This is a genomic window from Streptomyces sp. NPDC002680 (assembly GCF_042889145.1).
Classification (GTDB): Bacteria; Actinomycetota; Actinomycetes; order Streptomycetales; family Streptomycetaceae; genus Streptomyces; species Streptomyces adonidis.
On record NZ_JBIAQP010000032.1, the window covers coordinates 65,431 to 88,305 of the forward strand.

7 protein-coding genes are annotated in these 22,875 nt (G+C 71.8%); 5 read left to right on the forward strand and 2 right to left on the reverse strand.

Translation table 11 applies throughout. The features are described 5' to 3' along the window. Positions 1-49 precede the first annotated feature (49 nt). A complete protein-coding gene (locus tag ACFYXF_RS49760; protein ID WP_389360641.1) occupies positions 50-2,725 on the reverse strand; it encodes a right-handed parallel beta-helix repeat-containing protein in 2,676 nt (891 codons plus the stop codon). Next, the gene (locus ACFYXF_RS49765; protein ID WP_389360643.1) at positions 2,722-12,981 is read right to left on the reverse strand and encodes a hypothetical protein; all 10,260 of its coding nucleotides are present in this window, start codon (positions 12,979-12,981) and stop codon (positions 2,722-2,724) included. Before ACFYXF_RS49765 ends, ACFYXF_RS49760 begins: the two co-directional genes overlap by 4 nt. A 209-nt stretch (positions 12,982-13,190) precedes the next feature. On the opposite strand from ACFYXF_RS49765, the gene ACFYXF_RS49770 reads away from it, so the two are divergent. The 5 genes from ACFYXF_RS49770 to ACFYXF_RS49790 all read left to right on the forward strand — a co-directional run bounded on the left by ACFYXF_RS49770 (position 13,191) and on the right by ACFYXF_RS49790 (position 22,691). Next, positions 13,191-15,443, forward strand: a complete 2,253-nt coding sequence (locus ACFYXF_RS49770; protein ID WP_389360645.1) for a hypothetical protein — start codon at positions 13,191-13,193, stop codon at positions 15,441-15,443. A gap of 118 nt (positions 15,444-15,561) precedes the next feature. After that, positions 15,562-15,861, forward strand: coding sequence for a hypothetical protein (locus ACFYXF_RS49775; RefSeq protein WP_389360647.1), 300 nt, complete (start codon positions 15,562-15,564; stop codon positions 15,859-15,861). 331 nt (positions 15,862-16,192) lie between these two features. Beyond that, entirely contained in the window at positions 16,193-16,687 is a 495-nt protein-coding gene (locus ACFYXF_RS49780; RefSeq protein ID WP_389360649.1) for a sigma-70 family RNA polymerase sigma factor, read from the forward strand. Further along, positions 16,684-17,979, forward strand: coding sequence for a hypothetical protein (locus ACFYXF_RS49785; protein WP_389360651.1), 1,296 nt, complete (start codon positions 16,684-16,686; stop codon positions 17,977-17,979). The genes ACFYXF_RS49780 and ACFYXF_RS49785 overlap by 4 nt, the downstream gene beginning before the upstream one ends. Before the next feature lie 80 nt (positions 17,980-18,059). Continuing rightward, entirely contained in the window at positions 18,060-22,691 is a 4,632-nt protein-coding gene (locus ACFYXF_RS49790) for an FtsK/SpoIIIE domain-containing protein (RefSeq protein WP_389360653.1), read from the forward strand. Positions 22,692-22,875: the final 184 nt, after the last annotated feature.

Below are 22,875 nucleotides of genomic sequence, written 5' to 3' on the forward strand. Positions count from 1 at the left end.
TGCGGGGGCAGGGGGACGTGGGAGGGGGACGTGGGAGGGGCTTACCGGCTCACAGCGTCTGCGGGATGTCCTCGGGCCTGAGCGTCATCACGTCGGACTCCGAGGCGTCCGGCAGCTCGGCGACGCGGTACGCCTGGCGTTCCGTCATCGCCTGGAACAGCTGGCGTGCCGTGCGGCCGTTGCCGAAGCCACGCTCCCGGGGCATCGTGTCGAAGCGGGCGGTGAGCGACTCGCGGGTGGCCGGCCCGAGTTCGTACTGGTGCTGTGCGGCCTGGTGCTCCACGATGCTGACGAGTTCGGCGCTGCCGTAGTCCTCGAAGAGCAGGGTGCGGTTGAAGCGTGAGGCCAGACCGGGGTTGGAGCGGACGAACACCTCCATCTCCTTGAGGTATCCGGCGACGATGACCACCACGTCGTCGCGGTGGTCCTCCATCAGCTTCAGCAGGGTGGCGATCGCCTCCTGGCCGAAGTCGTTGGACCCGGCGTACTGGGTGAGGGAGTACGCCTCGTCGATGAACAGCACCCCGCCCCGGGCCTGCTGGAACAGCCGCGTGGTCTTCGGGCCGGTGTGGCCGACGTACTCGCCGACCAGGGCCGAGCGGTCCGCCTCGACCAGATGGCCGCGCTCCAGGAGGCCCACGGCGGCCAGGATGCGGCCGTAGAGCCGGGCGATGGTGGTCTTGCCGGTGCCCGGGTTCCCGGTGAAGACGAGGTGGCGGCTGAGCGGGGGCGGGGCCAGGCCCATCTCCTCGCGGCGGCGCACCATCCGCATCAGCTTCACCAGCGAGGAGACGTCCTGCTTGACGCGGTCCAGGCCGGCCAGTCCGTCGAGTTCGGCGAGCAGGTCCTCGATGGTGTCCTCGGGGGGTGCCTCGGTCTCCCGCGCGGTCGACCGCGGGTCCCCGCCCGGGCTTCCGGCGGCCGCCAGGGACTGGTCCGCGCCGGTCGGCAGGGACGGGTTCCTCACGTCCCGCGACAGGCAGTCGTCGAACACCGGGCGGGCGCCCTTCTCCAGCGCCACGTCCTCCTCGGTGTCGCGGACCAGGCAGCCGCGCAGCACGGGCGCGCCCCCGGCCGCCACATGCAGTGCCGGGAAGGCCGCGCCGTCGCTGCCCGCCCCGGCGAAGACACAGTCCTCGAAGGTGCCGCGGGCCTTCTCGCCGACGAACAGGCTGTTCTTGCCGGTCCGGGTCACCGTGACGGATCTGACCCGGGGTTCGGCCTGCGGGCCCACCACGAGACCGGAGCCGGCCGCGTCCCGTACCGTGCAGCCCTCGACGCTGGGGGCGGCGCGTTCGCCGATCACCAGGCCCGCGGTGCCGGTCCCGGTGATCCGGCAGTCCCGCAGTACCGGCGTGGTCCCGGTGCCGCAGGAGATACCGGCCCGCTCGGCGTCCGCGACGTCGCACTCCTCCAGGATCACCGTGCCGGTCGACTCGGTGGTGATGCCGGCCCGGCCGCGCACCACGGAGAGGCCGCGCATCCGTGCCTCGGCCGCGCTGTCGATCCGCACTCCGGACAGTCCGCAGTCCGTGACGCGACCGCCCTCGACAGTGAGCCCGGCGCGGTCGGTGGCCCGGATCCCGTGCTCCGCCGTCGATCCGATACGGCACGAGGTGAGGGTCACCCGGGAGTCCTCGCAGGCGTGGACCGCACTGAACGAGCACTCCGTCATGTCGCTCGTGGCCATCCGCACCTCGGAACGGTCCCCCGCCAGCAGACCGTTCGCCCGGCTGCCGGTCACCGACGTGCCCTCGGCGGTGAGCCGGGCGGTGCCCTGGGCCACCAGACCCGAGCCGTGGGCCCGGTCGACCTGGCAGTCCACCAGCTCGGCGCGGCTGTCGCCGTCCGCGCTCACCCCGGGCCCCGAGCCGTCCCGCAGACGGCAGTTCAGCAGCAGCACGTCCCCGGTACCGGAGACGGCGACCCCGTCCGTGCCGGTACGCAGTACCTCGCAGCGGACGAGCAGGACCCCGCCGTCCGTGCTCTCCCGGTCCTCGGGGCGGGGCGAGCTGCCCAGCACCCGTACGCCCTCGGCGGCTGTCTCCTCCACCCGGCAGTCCAGCGCGGCGACGGCCGCCTCGTCCTCCACCAGCAGCCCGCTGCGGCCGGGACCGGAGATCCGGCAGTCGCGCAGGACGGCACGGGCGCCGCCCCGTACGCGGACACCGGACCCGGTGACGCGCCGTACCGTCAGCTCCGTGGCCTCGACGGCCGCCCGGGAGCCGATGACGACACCGGTTCCCTCGACGTCCTCGACCTGGACCCTCGTCAGCCGGGCCGAGCCGGTGGTGTTGATGTGCACGGCGGCCAGTTCCGCGCCCCGGACCCGGCAGTCCGTCAGGGCGAGCGACGCGTCGCCGCCCGCCTCGACCCGGCCGCCGGATATCGCGCAGGCGTCCAGTTCCAGGCTGCCGGCGCCGACCAGCACGGCGGGCTGCCCGGGGTCCTGCCCGGTCAGGGCGATGCCCTCGATCCGTACGCCGGACGCGGTGACCTCCAGTACGGGCCGCCCGGGGGACGCGGCCAGCACCCGTACGGCGTGCTCCGGCCCGTCCTCCGGCAGCAGGCTCACCGCGCGGTCGAGGAGCAGTTGTTCGACGTACTCGCCCGGGGCGATCCGGATCTCGTCGCCGTCGCGGGCGGCGCGCACGGCGGAGGCGATGCTGCGGTGCGAGCCGCGGCCCTTGGGGGCGACCCGGTGCACGGTGGCGGTGGGGGTCACGTGAGTTCCAATCCCTCGATGGGCGAGACGGCCGGTTGCTGGGTCCCCTGCGTCGGCGTCGTGGTCGACGGGGTCGTGGGTCGGGTGGTCGACGGCGGGAACGGATGGGTCGAGTCGATGTGGGCGCCCCTGGTGTTGATCCAGTAGTTGAGGATGCCCGTGGTCAGCGACTCGGCGCTCTGCCAGATCAGCTCGCCGGGGCCGCCACGATGGAAGATCCGCGAGCCTGAGGTGGCGTGGAAGGTGTACCTGCCCAGTCCGCTGGTGACGCCGGTGAAGAGCGAGCCGGCCGCGCCCCAGGCGCCCGCTTCGAGGGCTTCGAGGCCGGTGTGCTTCTGGCCGCCCACTCCCCATATGGCCGAGTTGAGGGCGTTGTTGACGAACCCGGTGAGCGCGCTGACCGTCAGGCCTTCGAAGAAGGCGTAGGAACCGGACCGCCAGCGGACGGGGTTCTCGTACGACGACCACTCGCCGGCCCAGTCGTCGGCGGAGGCCAGCGGGTGGCGGTTCCAGTCCTGGCCCTGGTCGAGGTTGGTCAGGCCGTACTTGATCTTGCCGAGGGCGGTCACGTCCTGGGCCACGTTGAAGCCGGCCCGGATGCCGCCGCCGACGGCACCGTTGAGCAGAGCCCGCTCGAAGGCGACCATCGGGTCGAAGCGGGTGTTGGCGAACTCGGAGACGATGGCCGACACCGCGAGGCTGGTGCCGAACTCGATCAGGAAGCCCGTCGCGAACTCGGTGGCCGCCTTGCGCGCCACGTGGCGCCACAGCGGCATGGCGGCCGAGGAGCCGTCCTGGACGCCGGTCCAGATCTCGTGGAAGGGGTCGCGGAACTCGCGGTTCAGGCCGCGGAACTCGTTGGTGTAGCCGCGGAAGTCGGCCTCGCGGCCGATGAGCCGCCAGGCGCGGTGGCCGTCCAGGCCGACCTGTCCGCCGACCGACGGCAGGCTGCTGATCTCCGGCAGCTTGGCGATGTCGAACGCCGACCAGCGGCCGAAGGCGTCGGTGGCCCAGACCCGTCCGGTGATGGTGCGCTGGGCGACCAGCCGGTCGCCCTGGTACTCCCGCCACTGCCCCCACAGCGACTCCGACTCCCGGTACCGGCCCGGGACGCCCTCCACCGCGTCACGGCGGTGGAGCACCTTGCCCATGTCGAACTCCCGCCAGACCTCCCGGTCGACGGTGACCGTCGTGGTCGGCTCGAAGTGGCGCGCGGAGCGCGACAGCAGATCCGCCAGGGTGGTCGGGCCGGTTTCCGGCAGAGCGGTGAGGGCCGGAGGGGCTGTCTCCCGCACCGTGTACGCGTACTCGCGGACCCGGCCGCCGGTGCGCTGCCTCACCACGTCGTCGCCGATGCGGTCGGTCCAGCGGCCCTTCGCGAAGTCCTGGTAGTCGCGGACGCCCTGGGAGTGGACCGTGCCGTCGGCGTCGGTCTTCTGCCAGGTCCAGGTGTGGTCGGGCTGCCGGGTGGTGTCGATCCAGACGGTGCCGTCGTCGGTGGCGTCGCGTTCCCGGAGCGCCTGTCCCGGCCGGCCGTTCTCCAGCCGCTCGAAGTCGGTGAACGAGTCGTCCCAGGTGCGGGAGTACAACGAGCCGCGGTTCTGCATGCGGATGCCCTCGGTGACCGTCCCGTCCGGGCCGGTGGCCTTCCATTCCCAGGTGCGGTGGCGGGGGTTGCCGTGCGACTCGATGTGGAGGTCGCCCCAGTGGTCGCGCCGTCCCGTGATCTGCAGCTGGGTGTTCTTGTCCACCCACGCCCCGGAGACGTCGTCGCGTCCGATGCCGCGCGCCGGGTTCTCGCCGAGGTACTCGCGCACGCCGGTGCCCTGCGAGCGCATCGACAGCAGCTCGTCGCCGGCGGCGTTGGTGAACACGTCCTCGAAGCTGCCGTCGCCGGCGACATGGCGGGTGCCGGAGACCCCGCTCTTCGTGTCCAGCCAGGGCAGTTCGTACGAGTCGGCGGAGCCGTTCCACTTCGGGGCCGGGGCCCACCGCGTGGGATCGTCGAGACTGCGGCCGACCTCGACGACGTCGCCGTTCTCCAGCTTGCGGGTCTCCCGGACGATCCGGCCGAACCGGTCGATGTCGCGCCAGCTGTGACCGGCGTGCGAGACGAGTCGGACACCTTTCAGCCGGGTGCCGTCGGCGGCGGTCTCGGTCCACTTGGACACCGTGAACATGGAGTCCCCGGTGACGAGGTTCCCGAAGAACCCGTCGAACCGGCCGACGCCCGTACGCGTCTGCCAGAGGCCCGCGGGCATGCGCTGGTCGGAGATGCGTACGACGTGCAGGGTGCCGCCGTCCGCGAGGTGCTCGATGACGTCGATCGGCTTGTTGGCCGGGCCGACGGCGGAGTGCAGCTCGGGGTTCACCCGCAGGCCCGCGGGGCTCTCACCGGGCAGTACGGGGTGCTCCAGATACTGGCGGGAGCCGTGGTAGCCGTCCAGCGGCCACATGTTGCCGCGCTGCTGGGCGACGGTCACCTGCCCGGTGGCCGGGTCGAGGTAGGTGTCCTTGAAACCGATGTGGTTCCAGGACCACTCGCGGGTGCCCGACAACACCTCGGTGCCGCCGGAGTCGAAGCGCGTCCACTTCCAGTCGCCGGTCGCGGTCTTCTCCGCGCGGATCAGACCGCCGTCGACGGCCTTGGTGTACGTCCGTACGTCGAGGACGTCCACCGGGGCCCAGCGGTACGAGAGCGTGTCGTGGACGGTCCTCCGGTCGCTGTCCCAGATCCGCTCGCCGGCCCGCACCTTGGTCCCCGCCGGGTCGAACTCGGTCCAGCGGGCCCGGCCGACCCGGTCCAGGTCGATGTGGAGGACGTTGCCGTTGCCGAGCACCTCGCGCTCGAAGAGGGTCACGTTGCCGTCGCCGGTCAGTTTGAAGCGGCCGGTTCCCGACAGGTCCACCTTGGCCGTGGAGAAGCGGCCGGTGAGCGGAGCGCCCGCGGAGTCGACCCGTACGGCGGTGCTGGTGGCGTGGTCGATCTTCCAGTACTCGCCGTTGGCCTTGCCGCCCTTGATCCGTACGGCGATCGTCTCCTCCAGCGGCGTGCCGGTGCGGCTGAAGACGGCCCGCTCCATGGGTTGGGCCGCCTTTCCGGTGGGGACCAGCGCGATCCGGCCGTCGGCCGGCAACTCGACACGCGTCCCGGGAAGTTGACGGCCCGCCGAGTCCAGCACCTGCGGTACGCCGCCGGGGGCGTCGGCGTCGAAGCGGAGGACGCCCCGGTCGCCGGGCAGCTTCACGTCCGTCAGGGTGTGCACGCCTTCGGGGCCGTAGTGCCAACTGGTCGTGCCCGCCGCGTCGGTGAGGGTGAGACCGCCGCGCGGTTCGGTGCCGGGGGCGAGGGTGAAGCCGTCGGCCGTGCGGGTGCCCACGAAGTCGAGCGAGTCGGGGGTCCACGGACCGCCGTCGGCCGAACGGCCGGTGACGCCGATCTTCAGCCCGTCCAGGTCCGCCGGGCCGCCGCGGAGGAACACCTCCTGGTAGCGGAGTTCGCGGTTCGGGCCGAAGCCCAGCGTGATGTCCGACGGGTTGTGGTGCACGGTGTAGCGGCTGCCGCCGGGTCCGCCGTGCGGTGTCGGCGTGACGGTGAAGTCGCCGAGGTCGCGGCCTGCCGGGGGCATGGCCCGAAGGTCGTCGAGGCGGGTCGCGAGCGGCAGGTCCAGATAGTCGCCGAGGGCGGTGCCCGCCTGACGCCGCAGTGCCAGTCGGGCCTGTGCGGTCAACTCCCGCAGTTGGTCGCCCAGCAGCCCCGGGCGCAGACCGAGCCTGTCGAGCGAGGCGGTCGCGTCGTCGGCGAACTGCTGCACCCCTGGCAGGTCCAGCGTCTGGAGGCCGTGCGTGTCGGGGGCGGCGTGCAGGAAGTCCATGGCTCCGGCGATGCCGGACATGTCCACCGGGGCGCCCTCGGGCACCGTACGCAGGCCCGAGGCCTCGTCGAGCGTACGGTCGAACACCTGGGCGAGGTCGATGGCGCCCAGGGCGTCGTCCAGGACGTCGTTCTCCGCGATGGAGTCGAGCGGGAAGCGTTCGCCCAGATCGCCGCCGAAGTCGCCGAGTTCGCCGAGTTCGTCGAGCCGGACGGGCGGGGTGCCGGGCCCCGCGCCCTCGGTGAAGCGGAGGAACCCGGAGCCGTCCGGGTCGGGCAGGTCGCGGAGGGCGAGGCGGCCGGTGTGGTCGAAGTGGAAGCGTGAGCCGGTGATGGTGTCGGTGAGGGTGGAGCCGCTGGGCAGGCGGGTGGCGAGCGTGCCGGTCGTCGGGGTGAACCGGACGGAGCCGGCGGCACCGGAGGGGACCAGCAGATCGACCGCGATCCGCCCTGTGCCGTCCGCTTCGGTGACGACCGTCGTAGTGAGCCGTATGCCCTCCGGTAGTCCGTCGAAGGTGAGAAGGGTCTCCCGCCCGAGGAAACGGCCGTCCGGCCCGAGCGTGAACCGGGTGGTACCGGTCGGGTCGATGACGGCGAACCTGCCGCTGTCGTCGAGCAGTTCGACCGTGAAGTCCGATGCGCGCACCGGTCCGGTCCCGCCGGGCGTGCGGTCGGCCAGTTCGAGCCGGTACGAGCCCTGCGGTGCCTCGTCGGTCGCCGGGAGGCGGGTCACCCGCAGGTCGAAGTCCGCCAGTTCGTCCACACCGGACAGCGGCACGTGCAGCGGTTCGTCCGCGCCCAGGGGTCTGTTGTCCATCCGCCTGATGTTGTCGAGGCGCGCCTGGAGGTCCGCCAGTTCGGTGTCCGACAGGTCGTCGAGTTCCGAGAGCGAGTCGGTGCGCGGTGAGTCGGGAGCCCGGACGCGGTTCAGTTCTTCGGGGGTCAGCGTCCGTACGTCGTGGACCACGCTGTTCCAGAGGTCGTCGAAGAGCTCACGTTCCCCCGGGGCGAATTCGTCCAGTGCCGGGAGCGCGTCGGTGCGCGGCGCGTCCGGACCCGTCAGGCGGTCGAGGTCGTCGAGGGGGCCGCGTACGCCGCCCGCCTCGTCGAGCGTACGGTCGAAGATCCTTGCCACATCGCCCAGGTCGCCGCCGAAGTCGCCGAGTTCGTCGAGCCGGACCGGTCGGGTGCCGGGTGCGGCGTCCTCGGTGAAGCGGAGGAAGCCGGAGTCGTCCCGGTCGGGTACGTCCCATATCGCGAGGCGGCGGTTCGCGTCGTAGTGGAAGCGGGCGCCGGTGACGGTGTCGGTGACCGTGAAGCCGTTCGGCAGCCGTCCGGCGAGGGAGCCGTCCATCGGGCCCAGCCGGAAGGAACCGGTGAGGTTCGACGGCCCGGTCAGTTCGAGGACCCTGGTCATGGTGGAGCCCGGTCCGGGGGTGATCGTCACCTTGACGCCCAGGCCGGCCGGGCCGTCGATGCCCGGCAGCGTGAGCGGCAGCTCCTGTTGGCGCAGGGTGCCGCCGGGTTCGAACCGCCACACCGCCGTGAGCCCGTCCGTGTCCGGCACGGGCACCCGCACGGTCAGCTCGCTCAGCGCACCGGTCGTGTCCCTGACCGGCGTGAGCGTCGCACCCTGGACGGGCACACCGTCCTGGCCGACCACCCTCGGCATCGGGTTCACGGCGTCGTCGGTAAAGCGCAGCGCCAAGTCGGTGCCGGTCAGCGGCAGTTCCCGGTACTCCAGCTGACCGAGCCCGTCGAACTGCCAGCGCACCCCGCCCTGCGGACCCGTGATGCTCAGTCCACCGCCCTCGCGGAGGGTCACCGTCACGTTCTCCAGCCGCACCGGGCCACCGGGGGCACCGAAGTCCATCACGTCGATCCGGAACGACGCGGGCGCCAGATCGGTCGCCGGGAACTCCGTGAACCGCAGCCGCAGATCCGTCAGCTCGTCCGCCCCGGACAGGGCGATGCCGTCGAACCGCGACGGATTCACCGGAGTCGGGGTGCCGTCGGTCGGCGTCGACGCGAACCGGGCGTCGAAACCGGCGGGCTGCGGCGTGAGATCCGTACGCGGCAGGTCGGGGAGCGCGAGCCGGTCCAGCGAGCCCACCTCACCGAGCTCACCCAGGCGGCCGAGGTCACCGAGACGGCCGAGGTCGCCGACATCACCCAGGTCACCGAGTCGGGCGGTATCGCCGAGGTCACCCGACTCGCCGAGGCGCCCCAGGTCACCGGGGTTGCTCGAATCGCCGAGCCGACCGAGGTCGTCGAGCGTCGAGGACAGGTCCACCGTCGAGTTCGGCGTCGCCGAGCCGGACACGTCCAGGCGTAGCGGCGTCGCCTCCTCCGCCGGAAGGTCCACGAACCGTCCGCCCCGGTCGAGAACGAACCGCCCCCCGGTCGCCGTGTCGGTCACCGAGAACCCGCCGGGCAGCCGTTGGGCCAGATCCCCGTCCAGTCGTACGACGTCGAAGGCGCCGTCGCCCAGCCCCGGCGCGGTCAGCCGGTACGTCGCCGACTGCGCACCGCCCGGCAGTTGTGTGAACGTCGTGGTCAGCCGGGCCCCGGTCAGCGGGCCGCCGACGGGGCCGGACAGGGTCAGCTGCTCGGACAGCCGCGTACCGTCCAGGTCGAACCGGCCGATCCAGACGCCGTCGGGGGACTGCACCCGTACACCGGTGACCACGCCCAGCGCGCCCCTGACCGGCTCGATCGTCGCACCGCCGGGCAGCGGCACTCCGTCCTGCCCGACGATCCGGGGCAGGGAGCCCGGCCCGGCATTGGCGTCGAAGCGGACGAAGCCGTCGCCGATCGGGAGCCGCACATCACTGAATTGGAGGACCTCGCCGGCATCGAACACCAGCCGGATGTCCCCGGCCTGGTCGGTGAACATGAACCCGCCCTCGTCCAGCGGGGTGCGCTGCCACTCCGTCCGGAAGCCGGTCACCCCGGCGAACTGCTGCGGGTCCAACTGCACGGTCTCGGCCCGGGGCGCGGGCGCGTCGAAGCGGTCGAAGTGGAACTCGTCCGAGAGATACCCGAGATCGTCCAGCTGACTGCCGACCTCGTCCAGGGAGTTGGCCCCGTTCAGGGAGCCGATGTCGTCGAACGCCCTGGCCTCGCCCAGATCGAGCTGGTCCAGCAGCCGCAGCTGGTCGTCGAGGGACAGCCCCTGGAAGTCCAGCGCGCCGATCCCCGAGGTGCCCTCCCCGGCGCCCTTCAGATCCACCGCCAGGTCGGGGAGCGGGTTGTTGCCCCCGAAGTTGGGGTTGGGGATCCATTCGAGGAGGTTGTGCCGGCCGTCCATCCGGTACGCGCCACGGATGAACTCCGAGGCGATACCGCCGGGGAAGGCGATCTCGTTCTCCGACGCCCAGCCCGATGCCCGCCAGGCGTCCGGGCCCATGGAGCGTTCGAAGCTCCTGCCGACGTCGATCCCGCCGGAGGCCTCGATCTCGAACTTGAAGATGCCGTCCCAGACGAGGTTCTTGTCGGTGGTGGTGCTCACGAACGCCGAGGGCTGGCCGGTCCTGACCATGACGTCCAGGTTGGTCTCCAGGGGGTCGCGGACGGTGAACCCCTCGCTGAAGACCTGGTCGAGGGGGCGCCTGCCGCCGATGCGCCACAGCGTCTCGTCGGTCGTGCGCCACACCGGAGCCGGCGTGATGGTCTGGATGTCGACGGAGCGGTCGGCGGCGAAGGCGAGCCGGTCCGGTTGGCGCGGCGCGGGCAGCACCACCTCGTCCAGGCCCGTCCCGGGCAGCCGGGGAAGCGTGACCGATCCGGGATCGCCGAGGACCGTCGGACGGCCGTCGGCGCCGAATCGGGTGACGACACCCTCGGGGGTGGTGACCGTGAAGACGCCGTCGGCCATCCGCACCTTGACGTCGGGGACGATCCCGGCATCCGACCTGAGCACCCAGGTGACGGTCGGCCCGGGCTCCATGGTGATCCACTGACCGGTGGGCCGCCCCAGGTCGTCGAGCAGCCGCAGTTCACCGGTGGGCATGGTGCCGGCCGGTCCGTCCACGCGGGTCATCATCACCGTGATGTCCCGGCGGACGGTGTCCAGGTTCATCCCGAGCCGGTCGAACGCGATCCGGGACTGGTTGAAGTCGATCTTCGCAGCGCTCAGATCCAGCTCGGCCCGGGCACGGCCCAGCGGCGGTACGTCGGTCAGTCCGTCGATCTCGGAGAGCTTGCGCCCGGCGGTGTCCAGCTGGAGCTGGGTCGACTGGGTGCGCACCCAGGCCTGGAAGCGTTCCGTGGCGAGCTTGCCGGTCGCTCCGCCGGTGACGATGTCCCGCAGGGTCAGCGGGGTGAAGGCGGGGCTCTTGGCGAGCGGGGCAGCGGTGAGGTCCGTCCTGGCCGGTCCCAGGCCGAGCAGGTCGCGTGCGGTGCGGGAGCCGTCGGTGGTGTCGGGGATCAACCTCGTGAGGTCGTCGAGCTTGATCCCGAGCTCGTCCAGGCGGTCGGCGCCGGTCGTCGTGTTCCAGGTCGGGACGCGGGGGTCGGACGGTCCGAGGACGTCGACCTTCACCCCGTCCTTCAACCGCACCCGGACGTCCACCGGATCGGTCTTCCCGACACGCAGGACGACTCCGTCCGGAGCGACGTTCACCAGGTCGATCTCGCCGTCCAGGATCTTGCTCACCTGGAACCCGGTCAGACCGCCGATCCTGCCGTCGAGGCTCAGTTCCGCCAGGTCCGTCAGATCGTCGAGCGGCTTGAGCAGCCCGGTCGCGGTGCGCTCCAGGCCCGTCAGGGTGTCCAGGTTCCGCAGCTGGTCCCCGAGCCGCTGTCCGGCGGGGACCGTACCGACCGGCAGTCCGACCGTGTCGAGGGTGTTCACGGTGTCCAACCGGACGCCCACGTCGTCGAGACGGCCCGGCATCCGGACGGGCGTGGTACCGGGCAGGGAACTGAAGCCCCGCGTACGGGGTGCCGTGACCGAGGTGATCGGGATGTCGGCCAGTTCGTCGAGGGTGTCGTCGAACTCCGGGGTCCCGGGGACGGCGAGCCGGTCCGTGTTCGTGGTGTCGAACGGGCGAAGGTTTCCGCCCCGGTCGAGGTTCCGCCCGGTCAGCTCCGCGAGGTCCCCGGCCAGGGAGCCCGTCCTGCCGAGTGTGCCGAGGGGCCGCGAGGTGAAGTGCAGGCCCCGGTCGACGAACCCCATTCGGAAGGCGCCCCGGTAGCCGAACCGGGCGATCTCCGAGTACCTCATGGGCAGCAGCGCCGTCATCGTGAGCCGGCCCAGGCTCATCACCGTGAAGACGCCGAGCCGCCCGGCCGTGTTGCCGCCGACGAACGCGGTCGACTCGACGAAGTCGCGGGACAGCGAGGACCAGCCCTGCCGGAAGGTGCTCCGGGCGAATCCGCCCATGAGGCGCAGGGCCGACCCCAGCATCGCGGGCGTCCTGGACAGGACCCGGGGCAGCGCCATGAACCCGCCCGCGGCCCGGCTGCCGAGCCCTCCGCCGAACCGCACGAGGCCCTGTCCGGCCAGCGACAGGAGTCGGCCGGGGGCGGAGAACAGCATTCTGCCGCCCCGGAACAGCAGCCGCCCGCTCGCGGAGAGGGCGCCACTCAGGGCCTTCGTGCCCGCCGAGGCCATCCGGGCCAGCCCGCCGAGGGTGGTGAGCCCCTTCGTCGAGGGGAACAGGATGCCGAGGAAGGCGAGGCCCAGGCTGAGGGCGTTGCCGTTGCCCGTGGCGTAGTCGACGAGGGCCTTGGCGAAGAGCACCGCGCCGAGCCCGAAGGCCACCAGGCCCAGCGGGCCGCCGATGACGGCCGCGACGAGGGTGATGACCAGCGCAACGATCTCCAGGACCTTGAAGAACGTCGACACGAACCGCTTCCAGAAGCTCTTCTTCGGCTTCTTCACGGGCCGCGACACCAGCCGGGCGGCCTCGCGCAGCGCCTCCTCCAGGATCTTCCCCTCGGCCTGGATGGCATCGGTCTCGGCGTCCACCTCGCCCCGGGCGCGGGTCAGCTCCGGATCGTTCTCGGGCAGCGGCTGACCGCCGACCCGTTCCAGCGCGGCGACGGTGTCCGCGGCGTTCTCGGCCCGGTCCTGCGAGTCCCCGAGGGCGCGCGCGTAGCGGGCCGTGGCGTTGGCCGCCATGTCGAACGAGCGGTTGACGTTCGCCATGAACGTCTTGAGCTCGTCCTTGACGTAGGTGCGCAGGGCGTCCGCGGTCCGCCCCTCGAAGCCCCCGTCCTCGGCCTTGGTCAGCAGGGCGTCGAGGCCGCTGTCGACCCGGCCGGCCAGATCGCTGAGGCCGCGCAGCTCCTTGGTGATGTTGTCGACGACGCCCGGATTCCCGGTCACCGGATTGCCGGTGAATCCGACTCTGCTCCACTCGTCGGAGGTGGCCAAGGAGTCCTCCACGCGGTCCGGGACTTGGGGTACCGGAAGCAGACGTACTGGGGTGGGCCGAAAGTTCAAGAAAGTGGCGCACGCCACAGTTTTCGCCGGTCAGCGGGGTGCGGACGAAATCTCTTTGAACCATCCGGCCCCGACTCCTCGTCTACAGGGCGGCTCGGCACCGACACGGGACCCGCCCGCTTCGAGGAAGGACGGCAGACATGGTGCGCATCTCCTACGACTACGACCTGATGACCGTCCTCGCCCGCCATCTGTGGCACCTCCGCGACGAACTCGACGTCACCTCGCACACGGACAAGACGTTCGCCCCGGGGGACATCGGCCCCCGCCGGGAGACGGCCGAGGCGATGGAGGACTTCTACGGCGCCTGGAAGAAGTCGTTCGGTGAGGGCTGGCAGGCCATGACCGACCTCGGGAACCTCCTCGACAGGGCGGGCAAGGCCTTCTACGACCAGGACGCCTCCCAAGCCGCCGGCGCGGCCCAGCAGGTCACCTCCCAGGTCCGCGACGAGGCCACCCGGCAGAACGAGATACGCAAGCAGGCGCTGGACGGCAAGCTCCGCGCGGACGAGGCCGGAAGGCTGGAGGCCCGCTACAAGACCCAGCAGGCGCGCCTGAAGAAGGAACAGGACGCCCTGGTCGAGAAGCGGCTGCAGCTCGACGAACAGACCGCGGCCCAGCAGAAGCGGCAGGAAGAGCTCAACAAGGAGCAGGAGGATCTCGCCAGGAGGCGGGAGCCCCTGCTGAAGCAGCAGGACGAACTCGAGGCGAGACAGCAGCAGCTCTGGCAGGAGGAGAAGGAACTCCTCAAGCAGCGCGACGAGAAGCTCCAGGCGAAGCGGGACGAGCTGCAACGGGAGTACGAGGCACTCCGCAAGGACCAGGAGCCTCTGCTGAAGCGGCAGGAGGAACTCCAGCGCGAGCAGCAGCAGCTCTGGGCGGACGAGAAGGCCCTCCGCGCGGAGCAGGACGCGGCCATGGAGAAGAAGGCCACCGCCCTGGAGCAGGAGCAGAAGGCCTACGACGCCAAGCAGGACGCCCTCCAGGAACGGCAGGACGCCCTCTGGCGGGAACGCGAGACCCTGCTCGGCAAGGGGAACGCCGCCCAGGCCGACCTCGACGCCTGGCAGAGCAAGCAGGACGCCCTGGACAGGGAGCGGGACGCCCTGTGGGAGTCCGAGGGCAAGGGGCTCGCCGGGCGATGGGACGCCCTGGAGCAGGAACAGCGCGACCAGGAGACGGCGTTCGCCCCGCTCGATGAGCGGCAGAAGGAACTCGACGACGAGCGTGACGCGCTGAGCCGCGCCCAGGAGCCCCTCTCCGAGCGGCAGGACGGACTCCAGACCAGGCAGAAGGACCTCTGGGCCCTGGAGAAGTCCACCCAGAAGGAGGTCGAGGACGCCATGGAGGGGAAGCAGGACGGCCTGGACGCCGATCGCGCCGACCTCCAGACGCGGCTGGACCCGCTGGACCAGGAGTCGAAGGACCTGCAGGACCGTCAGAAGGAGTTGTGGGACGACCAGTCGGACACCGACAAGGCGCAGACCGCGCTGACCGAGGAGGAGAAGCCCGTCCAGCAACGGCAACAGGATCTCCAGGACGGCTTCGGCGAGGAGTACGACAAGCTGCGCGACCGGGATCCGGATCGCGACGCCGACGTCGGCCGGCTCAGGGGAATGCGCGGTCAGCTGGACGATCTGCCCGACGAGGCCTTCGTGCCCAAGGGCTACACCATCGAGGACGCCAACAGCACCACCACGGTGTCGTACCAGCTCGACGAGAACGGTGAGATCAAGGTCGACAAGAACGGCGACGCCGTCGAGACGACGACCACCGTCACCAACAAGAACACGGGGCTGAGCTACTCCGAGACGTACCACCCCCTGACGCGGGACGGCGACTCCGTGACGACGATCCGCAGCTCCGACGGTTCCGTCACCAAGATCTACACGGACTCCTCGCCCGAGGGATCGCCCGACGGCTGGATGAAGCGCTACGTCACCGACGAGACCGGCCAGGACACGCTCCAGATCTGGACCAAGCGGCCGGACGGCGACTGGGAGCTGACCATGGACAAGGAGACCTACCTCAACTCCGAGGCCGGCCAGCAGGACGTCCAGCAGCGGCTGGACAGGCCCCCCGCGTATCTCACGGTGGAGAACCCGCTCGTCGACGGGGACGGCCGTCCGTCCGGCTCCACCGCTCCGGGGACGACGACCACGGTGCAGGAGGGCGTCACCCGGACCGACTACACGGGCTCCGACGGTTCCCTCACCAAGGTCGTCACCAACGAGAACACGGGCACCCGTTTCGTGGCCGACGCGAGCAACGAGATCCAGGAGATCTGGCAGCGCGCCGAGAACGGGACCTGGTACCTGCGGGAGTCCATCACCCAGCACGAACGCAGCAGCGCCGAACCGCCCCTCGGAACCCTCGGCGAGAACTGGCGCTGACCCCCGTGGGGCCACGCCCCACCCCCGAAACTCCCTGCGCGCGCCTTCCCGGCGCCGCCGGGCCCCTCGCGCACCGAACGACCGGTGTGCGCCGGCGCAACAGAGAACGAGGTGCACCATGCCCAAGAACGTCATTGACGACGAGGCAGTCGAGAGCACGGCGAAGAAGCTCGACTCCGCCGTCAGCGACACGCTGGTCCCCCAGCTGTCCTCGCTGCAGGCCGAGGTCGAGAACCTTCTCCAGGGCGGCCTGTTGCTGACGGCGACCAGCCCGAAGATGCAGACGTCCTACGCGAACTTCAACAAGTCGTTGACCGAGGCGGTGAACAACATCACCCAGTTCTCCAAGCAGTTCCGCGACGTCTGCAACGCCGTCAACAACCTGGACTCGCAGATCGCCGGCGGCATCCCCACCTGAGCCCGGCCCACCGAGCAGGGGCGTCGATCCCCACTCCCCCAGGGAGCGGCGCCCCCCGCTCGGCCAACATTCTCGTCGGTAACCTCACGTTCTCCTCAACGCCCCTTGAAACTTACAGAACCGCTCTTAGACTCCATCACGGAATCTCATATTCCGTTCGGAATCGTGAGGTCACCCCAGGTACCCGTGCTCAGCCCTGCCCAGCCAACGCCGCCGCCGCGGCGCCCGACCGGACCGGCTCAGAAGACATGCGCCGCCCCTGGGGGAATCCATGAGACCGTCCACGCCGACTCCCGTTCCGACGGAAAGTGCCCCCGCCGCCGACGGAACCATGCGCACGCTCTACGAAGAACACCACGGTCCGCTGCTCCGCTATGTGTCCGGCCTGATACGCGGCGACCGGCAACGGGCCGAGGACTTCGTCCAGGAAACCCTGGTACGCGCCTGGCTGAGCACCGCGAACCAGCCGCCGGGCTGGTCGCCGTCCCGGGCCTGGCTGATGAGAGTGGCGCACAACCTGGTGATCGACTGGTCCCGGCGCGAGCGGCCGCATACCGAAATCACGCATGAACACGCCCTGGAGCAGCATGCCGAGACCGTGGACCCGATGAGCCAGGCCGTCCAGCGCCGCTTCATGGTCCACGCCCTCTCACGGCTCTCGCACCCCCACCGCGAAGTGCTCTTCTACGTCTACGTCCTCGGCTGCACCGGTTCCGACGCCGCCGACGCCCTGGGCATTCCGCCGGGAACGGTGAAGTCCCGGACCCATCACGCGATACGGGAGCTGCGCCGCCGGCACCCGGAGCACACACTGGCGGCGGCATGACCACGGCCGCCGCGACGCACGGCTCCGTCATCGCGCTGGGGAAGCCCGGCGACTCGCTGCTCACGGTCGTCATCGTGGCCGTCGTCGTCCTGCTGCTGCTCTTCCTGCTGCTCCGGCATGTGATCCGCAAGCACGGCGGATGGCGGCGCTTCCGGCGCGGCGTCGGCCGTGAACTGGCCCTGACCCGGCGGGCGTTCGGCGAACCCCTGCGCGCCTACCGGCGCCACCGTCGTGGCGTGCGCGCCCTGGCCCGTCAACTGTCCGACCCCCGAGGCGGTCTGCTCGTACGACGGCTGCTGGACGCGGCAGCCGCGGCCCTGACAGACGCGCCCGGCGCCGTTCCCCACGCCGTGCGGACGGAACCCGGACTCGCCGCCGTGCAGATCGCCGCCCGCCCGCTGCCCGAGCCGCCCGCCCCTTGGGAGACCTCCGACGAGCCCGGCCCGCAGCGCTGGGAGCTTGCCCTGACGGAGGAGGACGCGCTGCCGCAGGGCCGACCCCGCGCGGGTGCGCACCCCCGTCCGCTGCCGGTCGCCGTCGGTATGGCGGACGACGCCTGTGTCCACCTCGATCTGGCCGCCGGACCACGGCTGATCACCGTGGAGGGCGACCTCGCCGCCCGGGCCCGGCTGCTCCAGGCGTTGGCCGCACAGCTGGACCGGCCCGGCAGCGGAGCCTCGGTCACCGTCACGGACGGGGTCCATCCGCAGTACCGGGGGGAGCGGCTCGACACCGTACTGCGAGAGCTGGAAGAGGCGGCCGAGGAGCGCGGGGAAACCGAGGGAGCCGGTGAGTTCGACGAGTCCGGCCGCGCCGCCACGACGGTTCTCGTCTGCGCCGCCCCCAGCCCGGAGCAGGCGCGGCGGCTCAGTGCCCTCGCCGCCTCGGGTACCGCCGTCTGTCTGGCCGACGGCCGGGTGGCGGGGCACAGCTGGGCCCTCCGGGTCGACGCACGCGGCCGGGTGACCGCACCGGAGCTGGGGCTGGACGCGGACTCGGCTCCGCTGGGCAGAGCCGTCGCCGCCGCCGTCCGGGCGGACCGCCGCAGGCTGCGCCGCGAGTCGGCCCCGCGCCGGGGCGCACCCGCTCCACAGCGGCCCCGTACCCGGGAACTCCAGGAAATCCCGTCACCGGAGGAAACCGAGATCCTTCAGGAGGTGCCCCCGGAGCCCGACCGACAGGTCACGGCCCCCGCCCGGACCACCAGCGGATCCGATCCGCTCACCGAGCCGACCTCCGCCACCACCCGGGAACGCACCACCGCGGCCTCCTCCGGCACACGCGAGGACTAGGCCTTGTAGGCCTGGGACGCACCGCGCACACCCCCTGAACCATCGAACCATCCGCCCCCGAAGCATCCCGAAGGGGAGACGTGAAACTCCTCATCACCACCGTCGCCGACGGCGACTCCACCAGCCGCCAGGACGTACTGCTCACCGCGTCCGGCAGCACCCCCGTCGAGGACGTCGCCGCGCATCTGGCGAGGCTGCGCACCGGCGACACCGACGAGACCGGGCCCTCACTTCCCGGATCGGGGCCGGCCCCGTCCTGCTACCTGGGCGACGAGCCCCTCGCCCCGGGCACCCCGCTGGCCGCCACCCGCCTCATGGACGGCAGCGTCGTCGCCCTCGGTGCCCCGCAGCCACTCGCCGCCACCGCCTACGGCCCCGAGCGCGACGCCATGCCGCAGCCGCACCGGGTGGACCACTCACCCGTGGTCGAACTCCAGGTGGTGGGCGGCCCGGACGCCGGACGGGTGTACCCGCTCGGCCTCGGCACCCACGGCATCGGCCCGCTGGCGGACGCGGCCGTCCCGCTCGAAGGCCGGGGCATGCCGGGCGAGGGCATCCGGGTGACCGTACGCCCGGACGGATCGGCCGTCGTGGAGCTGCCCGAGGGCGGCCCGGCGCGGCTGTCCGTACCGGAGCCGCCGGAGCACCGGGGCAGGCCCGGCATTGTGCTGCTGCCGCTCGCGGAACAGGACGACGAGGACACAGCAGACGCGGCGGACGCCGAGCCCGAGGAGGTGGCCGACGGCTGGGTGCTCTGGTCCGTCGGCGCGGAGCTCTCCGTTGGCGAGTACCTGCTGCGGCTGGCCGAACCGACTCCCAGGGACGCCGCGGTGGTGCCGTCCGAGGGCGGCGGCGGACTGGACTACAACCGTCCGCCGCGCATCCTGCCGCATCTGGCGCCCGAGCGGTTCCGGCTGCCCGGACCGCCCGACCCTCCCGGGCGCAGGCCGATTCCGCTGCTGGTGGCCCTTGCCCCGATGCTCTTCGGCGTCAGCATGATGCTGTTCCTGAACTCGTACTTCTACCTGATCTTCATGTTCCTGTCGCCGGTGCTGATGGCGGCGAACTACCTCAGCGGGCGTCGCCAGGCACGCAGGGACTACGAGGAGAAGTCCCGTGTCTACCGACAGCGCCGCGCCTCGTTGGAGGAGGACGTCCGGCAGAAGATCGCCACCGAGCGGCGGCTGCGTACCGACAGCGCGCCCGACCCGGCGGTGGCCGGACTGTGGGCGGTCGGCCCCGGCCGCCGCCTGTGGGAACGGCGCCGCGGCGACCCGGACCACCTGGCCCTGCGTATCGGCACCGCCCCGCAGCCGTCCCTGCTCGGCATCGACGACACCGCCCGCGAGGACAACCACACCGCCGTGCACTGGACGATCCCGGACGCCCCGGTGAGCGTCGACCTGGTCGAGAACGGTGTGGTGGGTCTGGCCGGCGCGACCGGCCCGGTCCAGGCCCTGGCCCGGTGGATGACGGCCCAGGCCGCGGTGCTGCACACCCCGCGCGACCTGCGGATCGTCGTCCTCACCGACAAGGCCTCGCAGGACTCCTGGCACTGGGCCCGCTGGCTGCCCCACTCCCGGGACGGCCTGCCCGGCACCCGTGGCGGTGCCGTCACCCTGATCGGCAACGACCCGGAGACGGTGGCCAACCGGGTGGCCGAGCTGGTCTCCACCCTGCGCACCCGCCAGCGGGCCGCCGAGTCCACCATGAGCAAGGCGCTGCTGAGCGAACCGGACGTCCTGGTGGTGATGGACGGAGCCCGCCGCCTGCGTGACGTACCCGGTGTGGTCTCCATCCTCAAGGAGGGCCCCGGCGTCCGGATCTTCCCGCTCTGCCTGGACCAGGAGGAACGGCTCCTGCCTGAGGAGTGCACCGCCGTGGTCCGCCACGAGAACCACCGGCTGACCCTGCGCCGCACCGGACAGCCCGATGTCCCCGACATCCGGCCGGACCTGGTCGAGCCGGACTGGTGCGAGCGCGTGGCCCGGGGCATCGCCCCGATCCGCGACGTCACCCCGGACGCCTCCGAGGGCCTGCCCGCCGAAGTGGGACTGCTGGACCTGCTGGGTCTGCCGCAGCCGAGCGCCGAGCAGATCGCCGCCCGCTGGGCACAGCGGCCGGCGTCCACCGGTGTCCTGCTGGGCGCCGGCTACGACGGACCGGTCGCCTTCGATCTGGTGAAGGACGGTCCGCACGGCCTGGTGGCGGGGACCACCGGATCCGGCAAGTCCGAGCTGCTCCAGACCTTCGTGGCCGCGCTCGCCGCGGTCAACCGCCCGGACGAGCTGACCTTCGTCCTGGTCGACTACAAGGGCGGCAGCGCCTTCAAGGACTGCGTGGACCTGCCGCACACCCTCGGCATGGTCACCGACCTGGACAGCCACCTGGTGCAGCGGGCGCTCACCTCGCTGGCGGCCGAACTGACCCGCCGCGAGCACCTCCTCGCCGAGGCCGGCGCCAAGGACCTGCCCGAGTACCAGGGCATGCGCCGCCGGACCCCCGAACTGGTGCCCGTGCCCCGGCTGGTGATCATCATCGACGAGTTCGCGACCCTCTTCCGGGAGATCCCGGACTTCATCCCCGGCCTGGTGAGCATCGCCCAGCGCGGCCGTTCCCTGGGCATCCATCTGATCCTGGCCACCCAGCGCCCGGCCGGAGTGGTCAGCTCCGACATCCGGGCCAACACCAATCTGCGGATCGCGTTGCGGGTCACGGACTCCTCGGAGAGCCAGGACGTCATCGACACCAAGGACGCCGTCAGCATCTCCCCGGCCACCCCCGGCCGCGCCCTCGCCCGCCTCGGCCACGGCACTGTCGTACCCTTCCAGACCGCCTACGCCGGAACCCCCCTGCGCGGAGCGAAGCCCTCCCCGGAGCCCCGGGAACAGCAGCCTGTGGAGGAGTCCCGCGTCTGGGGCACCGCACTCCACTGGCAGCGCCTCGGCCGCGCCGTCGGCCTGCCCGGCACGGCCGGGTCGGAGCCGGGCGGGGACCCGGCGCCGGACCCGGGCGCCGACGACATCCCCACCGACCTGAACGCGCTGGTGGAGGCGCTGTCCGAGGCGGCGGAGCTCGCCGGCTGCGTCCCGCAGCCCAGCCCCTGGCTGCCGGCCCTCGGCCCCGACGTCCTGATCGACGACCTGCCGCAGCCCGACGCACCCGGCGGCGCCCGGCTGGCCCCGGTGTCCTGGGGTCTGTCGGACCTGCCCGAGGCACAGGCCCAGCTGCCCGTCCGCCTGGACTTCGCCGAGTTCGGACACCTGTACGTCATCGGAATCCCGCGATCCGGCCGCTCCCAGGTGCTGCGCACCATGGCCGGAGCACTGGCCCAAGGTCATTCCAGCGCCGACGTCCACCTCTACGGCATCGACTTCGCCGGTGGCGCACTGACGGCGTTGGGCGTCCTCCCGCACTGCGGCGCCATGGTGCCCCGTGGTGACATCGAGCGGTTGGAGCGGCTGTTCGCCAGGCTCGACGCGGAGCTGGAGCGGCGGCAGGAACTCCTCACCGGGCACCACGCGAGCAACCTCACCGAGCTGCGCGAGATCGTCGCCGCCGGTGCCCGTCCCGCGCACATCATGCTGTTCATCGACGGCTGGGACGCGTTGATCGAGGCCGTCGCCGACCACAACGGCGGCCGCCTGGTGGAGCAGCTCAACCGGCTGCTGAGAGAAGGCGCCGCCGCGGGCCTGCATGTCGTCGCCACCTCCGAACGCGCCCTGCTGTCCGGACGGGCCACCGCGCTCAACGACAACAAGCTGCTGCTGCGGCTGAACGACCGGACCGACTACCACGCCGTCGGCAAGCGCTCCCGCGACATCCCCGACATCATCCAGCCCGGCCGCGGCTGGACCTCCGACGGCGGCACCGAGATCCAGGTGGCGCTCCTCGCACCAGGCGCCGCCGGACAGGACCAGGCCGAGGCGCTGCGCCGGATCGGCGCCGAGGCGACCCGGCGCGACGCCGGACTCCCCGCGGACCGCAGGCCCGCCCGCATCGGCACCCTGCCGGTGAAGGTGACCTTCACGGACGCGTACGAGAAGGTGGGCAAGGAGTTCCGCCGGCCGATGTGGGGTCTGCTGGGCCTCGGCGGCGACGACGTCTCGCCCGTGGGCGTGGACTTCGCGGACACCGCACCGACCTTCTCGGTCGTCGGCCCGCCCGGCTCCGGCCGCAGCACCACCCTCGCCTCACTGGCCGTCTCGTTGCTCGCCTCCGGCACCCGACTGGTGATCCTCGCTCCCCGCGAGTCGCCGCTGCGCACCCTCGGCAACCATCCCGGCGTCCGGCTGATCACCGCGACGGAGCCCACGGTCGAGGAGTTCACCGAGGCCCTGGAGGCCGGGAGCGGCCCCCGGGTGGTCGTCGTGGACGACGCCGACCTGTTCGTCCTGCCGGACATCGACCAGGACCTGCGTGCCCTGGCCCAGTCCGGCAGGGACCGCGGCATCGGCATCGTCGTCGCCGCCACCGGGGAGACCATGACAGGAGCGATGGGCTGGCTCAGCGCCCTGAAGCGGCACCGCAAGGGTGTCCTCATCGGACCGCAGAGCATCCTGGAGGGCGACTTCATCGGGGCCCGCCTGGCCCACGCCCACCTGCGCGGCCGCAGATCCGGCCGGGGCCTCACGGTCGACCCACGCTCAGGGGAACTGATCAACGTGCAGATCCCCGAGACCGTACTCGAAGGGGACGACACGACAGCCTGACCCCGGCCAGGATCCGGCAGCGTCTTCGCAGGCCAGCCTGTGGATTCTTCGCCCCCGCCGCCCCTACCCGTCCCATCCTCGGGGGCGCTGCCCCCGAACCCCCGCTCCTCAAACGCCGGAGGGGCTGGATAGTCAGCCCGTCCGGCGTTTGAGGACAAAGGGGGGTCTGGGGGCGCAGCCCCCA

Coding starts and splice junctions, on each gene's coding strand:
- ACFYXF_RS49770 (WP_389360645.1), top strand. CDS start 13,191: ATGGTGCGCATCTCCTACGACTACGACCTGATGACCGTCCTCGCCCGC.
- ACFYXF_RS49775 (WP_389360647.1), top strand. CDS start 15,562: ATGCCCAAGAACGTCATTGACGACGAGGCAGTCGAGAGCACGGCGAAG.
- ACFYXF_RS49780 (WP_389360649.1), top strand. CDS start 16,193: ATGCGCACGCTCTACGAAGAACACCACGGTCCGCTGCTCCGCTATGTG.
- ACFYXF_RS49785 (WP_389360651.1), top strand. CDS start 16,684: ATGACCACGGCCGCCGCGACGCACGGCTCCGTCATCGCGCTGGGGAAG.